We start from the raw sequence: 13289 nt of genomic DNA, 5'->3' as shown, positions 1-13289 counted from the left end.
AGATAAAATAGAAAGGGTTGGGCAAACGTCCAGCCCTTTTTTGTTTCTACTGGATGGCTTATGGAATCGCTTTATTCGCAATTTACTCAAGTTCTCGACCGCTACTACCAATCAGGCTCCAAGATTGTCTTGGCGTTTAGTGGTGGAGTGGATTCGCGTCTGTTGCTGGAACTGCTTAGTCGTTATCAGCAAGTGAATTCTACAGGTAATAACCCAATCAAATGCCACGCCGTATACGTGCATCACGGTTTGAGCTCGAACGCAGACGACTGGGCAGACAAATGTTTAATGTGGGCTGAGCAGGTGGGAATCACGTGTTCTGTTGAGCAAGTGAGCTTAGACATTAACAGTGGCGATAGTATTGAGTTGTTGGCTCGTGAAGCGCGCTATCAAGTGTTGTCTAAGCATATCCAAGCGGGTGACTTATTGCTGACAGGGCAACATGCTGATGACCAAGTGGAAACCTTCTTACTAGCGCTTAAACGCGGTAGTGGCCCGAAAGGTTTATCTTCGATGGCAGAGAGTATGCCTTTCGCTGGTGGTATGTTGGTTCGCCCACTATTGGCAATTAAGCGTGAGCAAATCGAAGCTGCAGCGAAGGAAGAAGGCCTAGATTGGGTGGAAGACGAGAGTAATCAAGATACGCGTTACGATCGCAATTTCCTTCGACACCGTATTGTTCCAGACCTCTCTGAACGTTGGCCGAGTATTCATCAAGCAGTGCAGCGGAGTGCTAGCTTGTGCGCTCAGCAAGAAGCCTTGTTGGATGAGCTGCTTGGCGCGGTGTTTGAACGTGCTCTGCAAAGCGATCTGAGCTTGAGCATTGATGAGCTAGCCACCCACAGTGACCTTGCACGGGCACGATTAATCCGGATGTGGTTAGCGAAGTTGAATGCAAACATGCCAACTCAAGTGCAACTCAATTTAATTTGGAATGAAGTCGGATTGGCACAGCAAGATGCCAATCCTAAGCTGCAACTTAAGCAGGGTGAAGTTCGCCGCTTTCAAAATCGCCTTTATTGGGTAACTGAAACGGCCGATGTCACGACGTGGCAGAGTGACATTCAAACCGATACGGCGTTGGTGTTGCCTGAGCGACTCGGAGAGCTCACTTTGAATACCAGTTCAGAACAAGCCACCATTGCCTTACCGCCCCATCCAGAGCTTCTGAGGGTGACGTTTAATCCCGAAGGATTATCTGCGCACCCAACCACACGCAATCACAGCCGCAAGCTCAAGAAGCTGTTTCAAGAGTACAATGTACCGAGTTGGTTACGTCGTCAAATACCAATTTTGATGTATCAAAACCAAGTAGTAGCCGTTGCTGGTTTATTTGTTGATCGAGCTTTTAGCGGTCAAGATTGTGAGCTGATATGGCGCAAGTCGTTGTAATTCATGTCACAATGCCAATGAATACTTAAAAAATACCCCGATAGAAGTTGCCTCTGCTTTGTGCAGATGTTCCGCAATCTGAAGGCAAGCGTATATTGGTGGTTAATAACAAATGATTAGGTGAAGCAATGAAGAAAATGATGGTAGGGGCAGTGGTTGCCTTGGGTATGTTAAGTGGACAAGTATTGGCTGCAGGTGACGTGGCAGCAGGACAAGCTAAAGCGGCAGTGTGTGCGGCATGTCATGGTGCAGATGGTATCGCTGTGATTCCAGGTTACCCAAATCTGAAAGGCCAAAATGAGCAGTACATCGCCACGTCCATAAAGGCTTACAAGCAAGGCCAGCGTACAGGCGGTTTAGCTCCAGTTATGCAAGCACAAGCCAACTTGCTGTCTGATGAAGATATCGCAAATTTAGCAGCGTTTTACGCAAGTTTGAAATAGTACAATAAAGAAGAATGAGAAAAAGCCAGAGCAATGCTCTGGCTTTTTACCTATGGAACAATATGATATCAGAGGCATTACCGTGTTTATTGCAAAATAAACACGGTTGGTATCAGCATTTTCAGTCGTGTGGTAACAACAAGGATTGAATGTTGTGAGGCGCTAACCGATAATATACGCAAACGATTGAAGCTTAAGGGATGAACATGAAAAAGATTGAAGCGATTATCAAGCCATTCAAATTGGATGATGTTCGAGAAGCATTGGCTGAAGTAGGCATTACAGGGATGACCGTCTCTGAAGTGAAAGGCTTTGGTCGCCAGAAAGGTCACACAGAATTGTACCGCGGTGCGGAGTACATGGTGGATTTCCTTCCTAAAGTGAAGTTAGAAATCGTTGTGACGGAAGATGTTGCAGACAAGTGTGTAGAAACCATCATCGAAACCGCACAAACTGGTAAGATCGGTGACGGTAAGATCTTCGTAACTGATATCGAGCGTGTCGTACGTATTCGTACTGGTGAAGAAGACGAAGACGCAATCTAAGTTCATAGTGCGATATCTTTTCGAAATATGATTAAACTAAAAGGGAGCCTTGGGCTCCTTTTTTGTTGTCAGCTCAGGTGTTGTCATGCTTAAACGTTTTATTGCTGTTCTTATCTTTCTTGGTTTATCAGTATTACTCGCTTTTCAGTGGGTGTTCACCGTTTCGGAACAGCCGCAGCTTATCTCTCAATCGGGAGAAAACGTAACTCAAACGGTAAAATGTGTCGACTTTGATACTCCTCAAGCGATTGATAATGAGGGAGTATTAAACATTTTGGTTTGGAATATCTATAAGCAGAATAAGCCAAGTTGGGAAGTTGCTCTAAATCATCTATCGCAGCAGAGTCAATTACTGTTATTGCAAGAAGCCAGTCTAACGAGCGAACTGAAGCGTTGGCTGATTGATGGTCAGTGGATCAGTAACCAAGTGTCAGCGTTTAAAGCCCTTGGCAGCGATGCAGGTGTCATTAGTATTGCTCATAAAGCGCCAATTCGAGCTTGTGCTTATACATCTAAAGAGCCATGGCTACGTTTGCCTAAATCTGCACTTTATAGTGAATACCAGCTAAGTAATGGTCAGCAACTGGCGGTTATCAATATTCATGCTATCAACTTTACAGTGGGCACGGATGAATATTTGTCTCAGTTGGCAACGCTAGAAAAGGCGTTGAAAGCGCACCAAGGTCCAATCATTTTTGCGGGGGATTTTAATAGCTGGAGTGCAGAGAGGCTTTCGGCAATGAAAGTCGCATTGGCAGATATCGACCTCAAAGAAGTTCGGTTTTCACCCGATCAGCGTACCCAGTTTATTACAGGCTTACCGCTTGACCATGTGTTTTATCGAGGTCTAAAGCTAAAATACTCAAAAGCGCCGCTGAGCGACGCTTCTGATCATAATCCATTGTTGGTGTCGTTTGCACTTCTCAATTGAAAAGCGAGTTACACCACGACAATGTACAGTGCCCAAATTACGTAAAACGCGACCCATGGTAGACTTGCAATCACAAGAGCCTGACCGCGTTCAAACTCTGTCCAAGTGAGGACGGCACCGTAACCAAGTACAATGTACCAAGGCAGAAGTAACGGCAGTGAGCTAGCAAAGTGAGACCATTCGCTGGTCAACGGCAACTTCAACAAACCGTTTAGGCTGTTAAGGTCGGCTGCGTACGTCATTACTTGACCATGCTTAAGGAGCAGGCTCGCATAGCTTGCAATGTCCCCTAGTACTGCTGGGAAAAGTATTGCACTTGATGCGGCAAACCACTTCCAGTAACCGTATTGCTGCTTACTCGCTTTGGTTGCAAGGAAAAACCATAGAGCTAACAACAATAATGTTGCAAAGCGATTGAATACGTCATTGATGATGGCACTAGCCATAAGCGTGTTTGGTTCAAGCAGCTCGACTTGTGTAGGGTCAATTTGCTGGAACTGAATAGAAAGTTGTTCACTTAGCCAAGTAAAGTCAACATTCGAAAAGTAGGCTCCCCAGAATAAAAATGGGCTAATCATCAGAACAATAAAAGGTTGCCAACCCCAACCGCCACGCTGGTAGAGAGCTAAGAAACAAGCTGTTGGTGCTCGAAAGATATCCAACAACATTACGAGAGGGTTACTGGAGGAATTCATACGCTTACCTTCGTTACATCAACGTACAACTTGAGCTTCTGTCCTGGCTTCAAGTACTTCTGTTTTTGTAGAGAGTTCCATTTCACAATGTCATTACTCTTTACTTTAAATTTGCTGGCAATGCCGCTAATGGTATCGCCGGAACGCACTTGGTAGAATACGGTACGAATCACAGCGCCTTGATCACCACTTTTCCATATCACCAGTTTCTGTCCAACACGTAAGGTATCTCTTGGCCCCATACCATTCCATTTTGCCAGAGATTGGTGCGATACCTTATTTGCTCGTGCGATAGACCATAAGCTTTCTCCTGATTGCACTACATGAGTCAGTTTATACTTACCACGAGCTTTGGCTTGTGTTTTAGACAAGCGATTTTGGGCTGAAAGAACGTAACTATTTTCGTCCTTAGTTGATGTTGGGATCATCAAGTGTTGACCAACACGAATGTTATTATTGCTCATTCCATTCGCGCGACGAATCACCTTGGTTGTTGTGCTGTACTTTTGAGCGAGTACGCTAAGGGAGTCACCTGACTTCACTTTATAGCGGACCACTTTCATCCCTTTTCCACGGTTCTTATCGACATCTTCTAAAAATGCCGTTTTCTTCTCGATAGGGATAAGAAGTTGGTGCGGACCTTCAGGTGCAGTAGACCATTGGTTGTAGGCAGGGTTGTAGCTTTGCAACTCTTTTACGCTGATATCTGCGTACTTGGCTGCGATGGCTAAATCGAGCTGCTCTTTTGGGTCAACAAGAGCCAAGACCGGTTTATTGGCGATAGGTGGAATCTCGATGCCGTACTTGTCTTGGTTCGCAATAATATCTGCAAGCGCAAGTAGTTTTGGTACGTAACTACTGGTTTCTTTCGGTAAATCTAGAGAGAAAAAGTCCGTTGGCTTGCCCAGTTTCTTATTTTTTCGAATAGCGCTGTTTACACGTCCACCGCCACTGTTGTAAGCAGCAATCGCGTGATTCCAGTTGCCGTCGAAGCGCTGGTTTAGTTTAACAAGGTAGTCCAACGCAGCATCGGTAGATGCGTCCACGTCACGACGGCCGTCATACCAAAAGTTTTGCTCTAGGCCCATCATTTTTCCTGTGCCAGGAACAAACTGCCAAAGGCCAGCAGCACTGCCGTGTGAATAGGCAAATGCATCAAATGAGCTTTCGACTACTGGTAGAAGCGCAAGCTCCAGCGGTAAATTACGAGCCTCGATTTTTTCTGTAATGAGATACAAAAACGGTTCTGCTCGTTGAGATACAGTACGTAGATGCCCTGGGTGTTTAAGGTACCAAGTTCGGTAGTAGTCGATTTTTTTACTTTGAGGAATGTCCATCTCAAGTTGCATGCCGATACGACGCCATACATCTTGTTGCTCTTGGGGAGTGATAACTTTAGGTGCAGCTTTTTCCTTAGGTTCAACCTTTTGTTGACTATTGGCAACCTGCTGGGAGTCTGTTGCTTGTGTTTTGTTGGTTTCAGGTGTCGATGTGGTAGTCGAGTCTGACTGAGTTAGTTGACAGCCAGATAGTAATACCGCCAACACCCAACTGTACTTCAAACGCATGGATTCAGCCTATTTAGGGCCTGTTTATCTTCTCCTGCCTGTCGCGCAGCTTTTGTACGTGGCAGTCACAAGATAATAGACAATTTATTACTTACAAATGGATGAGAAGGTCTCACCTATGCATTGGAGCGAATTGCATTGATATGCGCTCCCTCCAAAACAATAGAAGCGCACAAGGCGCTTCTCAAACAGCAGATGATAATACTTGCGTTTTTGGAGGTTACAAGCAGAAAAAGGTTAAAACTCGTTCTTCCACTCACGTAAAGCTGTAAAAACCGAGACTGGATCGCTATTTTCGATGCGATTGGCGACTGATTTTACCACTTCAGGATTGTTTGTACGCAAGAATGGGTTGATCCATTTTTCTCTACGTAGTGTGGTTGGAAGCGTCGGTATATTAAGTGCGCGTAGGCGGTTTACATCATCTCGGTATTGGCGCAACTGCTCGTTGTCTGGCTCGACGGCGAGTGCAAATGCCACGTTACTTGCAGTGTACTCATGAGCACAAAAAACTTCCGTCTCTTCAGGAAGAGCAGCGATTTTACTCAAAGACTCAAACATTTGTGCTGGAGAACCTTCAAATATACGCCCACAACCTGCAGAAAATAGCACGTCACCACAGAACAATTTGCTGTCACCTACATAACCAATGTGGCCCAAAGTGTGGCCAGGTAAGCCAAGCACCATGAAAATTTCACCAAACAGGTCGAGTTTGTCGCCTTCTTCCATGGCATTGGTTAAGGTTGGAATCGGTTCTGCTTTCGGGCCCACAACAGAAACGTCAGGAAAAGCACGAACTAAATCTGGAACGCCACCAATGTGATCGTTGTGGTGGTGTGTAATTAAGATCGCTTCTAAAGTTAATTCATTAGCCTGCAAATATTCTAATACTGGCTTAGCATCGCCCGGATCGACCACAGCACAACGCTTGTCGCTATTTTGTATCAGCCAGATGTAATTATCATTAAATGCGGGTATGCTTTTGATCTCTAACACGATTCGTTCTCCGTCACCCTTTTAATAGTCAGGTGGTTAATGAAACCAGCACTCAGCAACAAAACTATACAGTACCCGTCGACTTGGTCAGAGATGAACAATGGGCCGTGGGTACTTGAGTCAATCCAAACCCGACTTGATGAATGGTGTCCGAAGTTGTTCGGTTACCACATGCTGAAATTGGGTGGCTTGAGCTGTGAGCTAACCAGCTGTAGTTGTAACATTCAACACCAAGTCAACGTAGATATCCAGAACCCGTTGCATAATGTCATCGCAGATGGTTACGAATTGCCCTTTTTAGAAAAAAGCTTTGATGTTGTCGTGCTTGCTCATCAGCTTGACTATGCAAGTGATCCCCATCGACTGCTACGCGAAGTTGATCGCGTCATGATGGATGATGGTTATCTTATTATTACGGGTTTTAATCCGATCAGTCTCACTGGCTTAGCAAGTTTACTGCCTTGGCGAAGAAATAATTTGCCGTGGAGTGGGCGCATGTTCACTACAAACCGCATCAAAGACTGGCTGGGCGTACTGAACTATCAAGTGATTCATTGTGATCGTTACGCACTGTTTCCAATGACGCGTTACAAAACCATGTGGACTTGGCTAGAGAACAGTTTAGGTGATTGGGCATCACCAGCGGGAAGTTTGTATTACATCGTCGCTCGTAAACGAACGTACCCTCTCAAACCTATCAAGCCACATTGGCGCTTGAAGAGAAAGCTAACACCACTAGGTGTGATGAACAGAGAGGGCAGTGCAGTGAAAAAGGTATCCAGTAGCAAAAACTAAGACGCTTGGTAACCCGTATCTTCTTCAGTTGGGTTCTCAGCGGCTGTACGTGCTAACTCATCACAGATTTCATTCTCTCGATGACCTGCGTGGCCCTTCACCCAATGCCAATCAACTTGATGGCGAGCAGTTTCTTTGTCCAGAGCTTGCCATAAGTCAGCATTCTTCACTGGTTTTTTATCTGCCGTTTTCCAACCACGTTTTTTCCAGTTGTGAATCCATTGCGTAATACCTTGACGCACGTACTGGCTGTCCGTTGTTAACGTCACTTGGCATGGCTCTTTTAACGTTTGCAGTGCTACCACTGCAGCCAACATTTCCATGCGGTTATTGGTTGTCAGAGTGTAGCCTTTCGCTAGGGTCTTTTCCGTTTGTTTGTAACGCAGAACAATGCCGTAACCACCTGGTCCCGGATTGCCTAAACAAGATCCGTCAGTGAAAATCTCAACGTGTTTGGTCATATTTTTGGTACTATTAGCCGAAACATTTAATAAAGCATAGTCTGACACACATAACCTTATGAATACCAGCAGCAATTCTGAACATAATCGTATTGTCGTACTCGATACTGAAACCACGGGTATGAACCTCGAGGGCGGCCCGCACTACATGGGTCACCGTATTATCGAGATCGGTGCCGTAGAAATCATCAACCGTAAGCTGACTGGTCGTCACTTCCACGTTTACTTAAAACCGGATCGTGAAATTCAGCCTGACGCGATTGAGGTTCACGGTATTACGGATGAGTTCCTCGTCGACAAGCCTGACTATGCGAATGTCCACCAAGAGTTTTTAGATTTCATCAAAGGTGCCGAGCTGGTTGCCCACAACGCGCCCTTCGATACCGGCTTTATGGATTACGAGTTTGAAATGCTCGATCCAACCATCGGTAAAACGGATGATTTCTGTAAGGTGACCGATACCCTTGCCATGGCGAAGAAAATCTTCCCGGGCAAGCGAAATAACCTTGACGTATTGTGTGAACGTTACGGCATTGATAACTCACACCGTACGCTCCACGGGGCATTGCTCGATGCGGAGATTCTAGCCGACGTTTACCTACTTATGACCGGTGGACAAACAAGTCTAGAATTCAATGCCAACAAGAGCGATGGTGACACAGAAGGCATTCGTCGTGTTGAAGGAAGAAAAGCGCTAAAGGTTTTGCGTGCAACTGCCGATGAAGTAGAAGCGCACCAGAAGAGACTAGAACTGGTGAACGATAGTATTTGGCAGTAATAGGGAGAGACTATGTTGAGGGCTTTGTCCGTCGCTATTTTAGCGTTCTGGAGTTGTTTCGCTTTTGCAAATGAGTCCGTCATGTCTTTGTTAGATAACCGTTTTCGTGTCGATCCAAGCATCGAGCAGATTACCTTTTTGGTTTATCGTGAACAAAGTTCTCAACCAGTTGTGTTAGTTCGCCCTGATGGTAAAAAATACTATTCATGGGGTGAGTATGACAATGTTCGTTGGTATCAAGAACCCTCTCTAGACATCATTTCTATTGATAAACCGATGTCCGGTCCTTGGCAGGCCGTCGGTAAAGTCACACCTAAAAACAACATCCGCTTAATCTCACACCTAAAGCTCACTACAGACACTTTTCCAAATCGTTTATATCAAAGTGAGGCGCTTAAGTTTACGGCTCGCCTGACTTCCGATGATAAGTTATTGGCTTTGCGTGATTTCTTAGACCGCGTCAATTTGCGCGTGACACTGACCAAATATGTGGAAAATGAAGATGAGTTGATTAAAGAGGCTCGCCCTGTACCTATTGTCATCGGTGAGTTTGCCGATGATGGACATAACCTTGATGAAAAAGCCGCAGATGGTGTGTTTACCGTGCAGTTACCCATTGATGTTGCTCCCGGAAAATATCGAGCGCGCATTACCTCTGGCAACGGTGTATTTTTGCGTGCACAAGAACAAATCGTTCTTGTCTATCCAACACCCGTTTCCAAGACTTTTATTCAATCCCGTGATGCGAACAAAGCCCATCAACTCGTCGTGCGAGGGGAGCAAGGCATGGTTCTGCCGGGGTCACTCGCGGTAAGTGTTGAGCAAATTGCACCTGATGGCTTTACTACTTTTAGTCAGGGTGTGGTTAGTGCGGATGGCTTAACCACGACCCTAACGATGGATAACGACCCTGAGATAGGAAAGTACTCATGGAAAGGTGGGATCTTCGCGACGGATTTTGCTACAGAGAGAGCGTTAGTATTTCCTATTAACGAGCAGTCGTTTAGCGTGGTAGAAGAAGTTGATATAGAAGCCGCACGTTTGGCGAAAGAGGCCGAGCTAGAGCAACAACGTAAGATTAAGCTCGAAAAGCAATTGATTGCCCAGCGGGAAGCCGATCGCAAGCGCAGCATGATAATTATTGCCGTAGGCAACGTGATTGCCACAATTTTGGGGCTAATTGTTTGGTTTGTGTTGCGTAAACTGAAAGCGAAACGAGATGCAATGCCAGAAATGCAGCTGGAAGTACCTAAGAAGTAGGGTGAAAGAAATATTAGAAAACGGAGCTGATTAGCTCCGTTTTTTGGTTCAATACTTTGTTCAATCTAGCGAGACTAAGAGTCTGCTATCAGTGCGCTAGGGCGTTTGTTTCTTCATCCTATACAGAATGCTTGGCAAGCAGGCTTTGGTCAGTGTTCTCAATCGCTTAGCTGTTTCTTTCAGTATCTATGCTTCACTCAAGCCATCAGCTATATGAATGACTTCTCATTTGTTTACCTGAGGGCAGCAATCGGGCTGCCATATTCTTATTAAAGGCATAAAAATGAGCAAATTAAGTTCAGCTGAACGTAAAGCACGCGACAATGAACGTTTCTCTCAACGCGTGAGTGAACGTCGTGAAAAAGGTGAAGATGTTGTCGCGTATGCATTGGCGAATAAAAAAGCAGTTAAGTTCTTAACTAAGTCAGAAAAGAAAGCATTGAACGAACGTAAAGCGACGCTTCAAGAAGAACTACGCAGAATTGAGCAGTCGTTTATTGTTGAAGAAGATAACGAAGAATAAATGCTTCTTTGCTAACACCGTGTTTAGCTGAGATTTAATAAAAAACGGGAGCCTCGGCTCCCGTTTTGCTTTCTTATTTATCGTTTAAGCCATCATTCGCTCAAGCGACGTTTTCCATCTGAGGGTACAGTGGCTTTGCCGCCAATAGCTCCGGTTCAAAGTCATCCACGTTAATAGTATCTAGACGATGCTGCTCAGCCTCTCTTAACAGCTCCGCTTCTTCTTGCGTGATCACGCCTTGCTCTAGACCTTCTTGAGCAATCATATCTAAATTCATAAATGGACGGCGTTTACCTTGTGCTTTACATACTTTGTCGAACACAGGCTCAGCTTGAAGAATCACAGACAGTGCCAACTCAATCTTACCGGCAGCATTGTGTTCCGTTGGTTCTAGGTATTGACCACGACCAATGCGTGAACGTGTTGCACTTGGTGTTTGTAGAATACGAGCGACTTTGCTGTCTAGCTTATCGCTTGGCGCTTTGCGTACACGACCGAATGGCATGATTAATACGCGCAGTGCACGACCAATCACTTTGTTCGGGAAGTTCGCTAGGAACTCATCAATCGCGGCTTCAGTCTGCTTCAAGCTGTCTTGCAAGCCCCAATGCACTAATGGTAAATCTTCTACAGGGCGGCCATCCTGTTCGAAGCGTTTCAGTGTTGCAGAACTTAGGTATAGCTGACTTAGAATGTCACCGAGGCGCGCTGACAGGCGCTCTTTACGTTTCAACGAACCCCCCAATACCGCCATTGAGATATCCGATAGCAGAGCAAGGTTCGCGCTGTAACGGTTCAATTGTTGGTAGTAGCGCTTGGTTGAGTCTTTAGTTGGTGATGTTGAACCCAGACCATCACTTAGACCAAACCAGATGCTGCGAACTAGGTTACTCATGGTGAAGCTCACGTGACCCGCTAGTGCTTTGTCGAACTTCTCAACTGCATCGCCAGCGTCAGAATATGCTGCGTTCATCTCTTCAAGAACGTAAGGGTGACAACGAATCGCGCCCTGACCGAAGATGATCATTGAACGAGTTAGGATGTTGGCACCTTCTACCGTTACCGCGATTGGTGCACCTTGGTAACCACGCGCTAGGAAGTTAGAAGGCCCCATACAGATACCTTTACCGCCTACGATATCCATCGCGTCGATGATGCTTTGTTGACCTCGGTGCGTACAGTGGTACTTCACGATAGCCGAGATAACCGAAGGTTTTTCACCTAGGTCGATACCTGCCACGGTCAGGTTGCTTGCTGCATCCATCACGTAGGCGTTACCACCTAGACGTGCTAATGGCTCTTCAACGCCTTCCATGTGACCGATAGGCTGTTTGAACTGACGACGAATGCGTGAGTAAGCGCCTGTTGCCATAGCCGCTGTCTTGATGCCACCCGTTGAGTTTGAAGGTAGCGTGATACCACGGCCAACTGACAGACACTCAACCAGCATACGCCAGCCTTGGCCTGCCATTTTTTCACCACCGATGATGAAGTCCATCGGTACGAAGATGTCTTTACCGCGAGTTGGACCATTTTGGAATGGTACGTTAAGCGGGAAGTGACGGTTACCAATCTCAACGCCTTTAAGGTCAGTTGGGATTAGAGCACAAGTGATACCAAGATCTTCTTGATCACCAAGCAGGCCCCCTGGGTCGCGCAGTTTGAATGCAAGACCAAGTACCGTTGCGACAGGTGCTAGAGTGATGTAACGCTTGTTCCAAGTGAGGCGCATGCCAAGGACTTCTTCACCTTGCCATTCGCCTTTACATACCACGCCGTAATCTGGGATAGACCCCGCATCGGAACCTGCTTCTGGGCTAGTCAGTGCGAAACATGGGATTTCTTTACCTTCTGCTAGGCGAGGTAGGTAGTAATCTTTTTGCTCTTCAGTACCGTAGTGTTGCAGTAGCTCACCTGGGCCTAATGAGTTAGGTACACCAACGGTTGACGACAGCACGCCAGAAACGCCTGTCAGTTTTTGCAGCACCAAAGATTGCGCGTACGCTGAGAATTCTAGGCCACCGTATTTCTTCTTGATGATCATGGCGAAGAATTTGTTGTCTTTCAGGTATTGCCACACTTCTGGTGGTAGGTCGGCCAATTCGTGAGTGACTTGGTAATCACTTACCATGGCACACACTTCATTTACTGGACCATCTAGGAATGCTTGCTCTTCTTTGCTCAGCTTAGGTGCTTTGATGGCGTGTAGTTTTTGCCATTCAGGCTTACCTTTGAATAGCTCGGCTTCCCACCATACTGTACCTGCATCCAATGCTTCTTTCTCGGTTTGAGACATAGCAGGTAGGACTTTCTTAAACATGACGAGCGCTTTACGGCTGATCAGTGATTGGCGAATTCCTGATACGGCGAATACCGCAACAGCAAGTACATAAAGAGCCCAGCCAATTACACCAGCTGAGTCTGCGATCGTCAGTGCTAGCATGGCAGCAGTTAGTAGGCTGACGGATTTCACGAGAGACATTCTGTGGTAGAGCGTAACGCCTAACACAACTGTCATCGCTAAGATTGAGAGCAAGATGTCCATATGTTTTTTCCTTTTCAGACTTTATTTATGTTGTACGTCTGTATTTTGGTAAGAGGTCTAACCAGTTCTATAAGTGTAATCAAAATATTAAATAAATGTAAAACACAAGATTGAGTAAAAAGTGATCTATGTAGAGTTAAAATTCTAAAGTTGGGAGGTGAGTGATGATTTCGTAAGCAAGTTAACAAGTTTATTATCGTGATGAATCCAAATCTGTTGGTTCGCTATCGACACTAATTCTCGTTTGTGGGTAAACTCAGAGTAATGAACTGTCCGGTGTGAATTTCACATCAGAACAATTTGCCAAGCGAGAGGCTCAACCTTATGGCTGTGGCCGAGATAATAAAGAGAACATCA

Annotated in this window: 13 protein-coding genes; 8 read left to right on the top strand and 5 right to left on the bottom strand. The window is 45.7% G+C overall.

Features of this window, described 5'->3' with window-relative positions; genetic code table 11:
* Nucleotides 1-60: 60 nt before the first annotated feature.
* The 4 genes from tilS to J4N37_RS12020 all read left to right on the top strand — a co-directional run bounded on the left by tilS (nt 61) and on the right by J4N37_RS12020 (nt 3311).
* A complete protein-coding gene (gene tilS / locus J4N37_RS12035) occupies nt 61-1392 on the top strand; it encodes a tRNA lysidine(34) synthetase TilS (protein WP_252041022.1) in 1332 nt (443 codons plus the stop codon).
* Nucleotides 1393-1520: 128 nt separating this feature from the next.
* Nucleotides 1521-1835 (top strand): c-type cytochrome, encoded by a 315-nt coding sequence (locus tag J4N37_RS12030; protein ID WP_010449720.1) that lies wholly within the window; start codon nt 1521-1523, stop codon nt 1833-1835.
* A gap of 206 nt (nt 1836-2041) precedes the next feature.
* Nucleotides 2042-2380, top strand: coding sequence for a nitrogen regulatory protein P-II (gene glnB / locus J4N37_RS12025; protein WP_005380372.1), 339 nt, complete (start codon nt 2042-2044; stop codon nt 2378-2380).
* Between the two features lie 85 nt (nt 2381-2465).
* On the top strand, nt 2466-3311 hold the full coding sequence (locus J4N37_RS12020) for an endonuclease/exonuclease/phosphatase family protein (protein ID WP_252041020.1): 846 nt from the start codon (nt 2466-2468) through the stop codon (nt 3309-3311).
* Nucleotides 3312-3319: 8 nt separating this feature from the next.
* Here the strand turns inward: J4N37_RS12020 and J4N37_RS12015 are convergent, their stop codons facing one another.
* The 3 genes from J4N37_RS12015 to gloB all read right to left on the bottom strand — a co-directional run bounded on the left by J4N37_RS12015 (nt 3320) and on the right by gloB (nt 6570).
* Nucleotides 3320-4006, bottom strand: coding sequence for a YIP1 family protein (locus tag J4N37_RS12015; RefSeq protein ID WP_010449712.1), 687 nt, complete (start codon nt 4004-4006; stop codon nt 3320-3322).
* Nucleotides 4003-5574 carry a LysM peptidoglycan-binding domain-containing protein gene (locus tag J4N37_RS12010; protein WP_252041018.1) on the bottom strand — a complete coding sequence of 524 codons (1572 nt, stop codon included), beginning with the start codon at nt 5572-5574 and terminating at the stop codon, nt 4003-4005. The genes J4N37_RS12015 and J4N37_RS12010 overlap by 4 nt, the downstream gene beginning before the upstream one ends.
* Before the next feature lie 237 nt (nt 5575-5811).
* Nucleotides 5812-6570, bottom strand: coding sequence for a hydroxyacylglutathione hydrolase (gene gloB / locus J4N37_RS12005; protein WP_010449709.1), 759 nt, complete (start codon nt 6568-6570; stop codon nt 5812-5814).
* A gap of 39 nt (nt 6571-6609) precedes the next feature.
* Between gloB and J4N37_RS12000 the strand changes: the two genes are divergently transcribed.
* The gene (locus tag J4N37_RS12000; RefSeq protein ID WP_010449707.1) at nt 6610-7365 is read left to right on the top strand and encodes a class I SAM-dependent methyltransferase; all 756 of its coding nucleotides are present in this window, start codon (nt 6610-6612) and stop codon (nt 7363-7365) included.
* Here the strand turns inward: J4N37_RS12000 and rnhA are convergent.
* Nucleotides 7362-7826, bottom strand: a complete 465-nt coding sequence (gene rnhA / locus J4N37_RS11995) for a ribonuclease HI (RefSeq protein ID WP_005436823.1) — start codon at nt 7824-7826, stop codon at nt 7362-7364. The genes J4N37_RS12000 and rnhA overlap by 4 nt on opposite strands.
* 58 nt (nt 7827-7884) lie before the next feature.
* Here rnhA and dnaQ point away from each other — a divergent pair, with 58 nt between their 5' ends.
* From dnaQ to J4N37_RS11980, 3 genes are all read left to right on the top strand, one after another.
* Nucleotides 7885-8604, top strand: coding sequence for a DNA polymerase III subunit epsilon (dnaQ, locus tag J4N37_RS11990; RefSeq protein ID WP_252041016.1), 720 nt, complete (start codon nt 7885-7887; stop codon nt 8602-8604).
* 12 nt (nt 8605-8616) lie between these two features.
* A complete protein-coding gene (locus tag J4N37_RS11985) occupies nt 8617-9864 on the top strand; it encodes a TIGR03503 family protein (RefSeq protein WP_171357163.1) in 1248 nt (415 codons plus the stop codon).
* A gap of 283 nt (nt 9865-10147) precedes the next feature.
* Nucleotides 10148-10387, top strand: coding sequence for a DNA polymerase III subunit epsilon (locus J4N37_RS11980; protein WP_252041014.1), 240 nt, complete (start codon nt 10148-10150; stop codon nt 10385-10387).
* 100 nt (nt 10388-10487) lie between these two features.
* Here the strand turns inward: J4N37_RS11980 and fadE are convergent, their stop codons facing one another.
* A complete protein-coding gene (fadE, locus tag J4N37_RS11975) occupies nt 10488-12932 on the bottom strand; it encodes an acyl-CoA dehydrogenase FadE (RefSeq protein WP_252041012.1) in 2445 nt (814 codons plus the stop codon).
* Nucleotides 12933-13289: the final 357 nt, after the last annotated feature.

It is taken from the genome of Vibrio sp. SCSIO 43153 (assembly GCF_023716625.1).
Classification (GTDB): Bacteria; Pseudomonadota; Gammaproteobacteria; order Enterobacterales; family Vibrionaceae; genus Vibrio; species Vibrio rotiferianus.
Note: the sequence above shows the minus strand (reverse complement) of the source record. Positions and strands in the feature narration are given on the sequence as shown.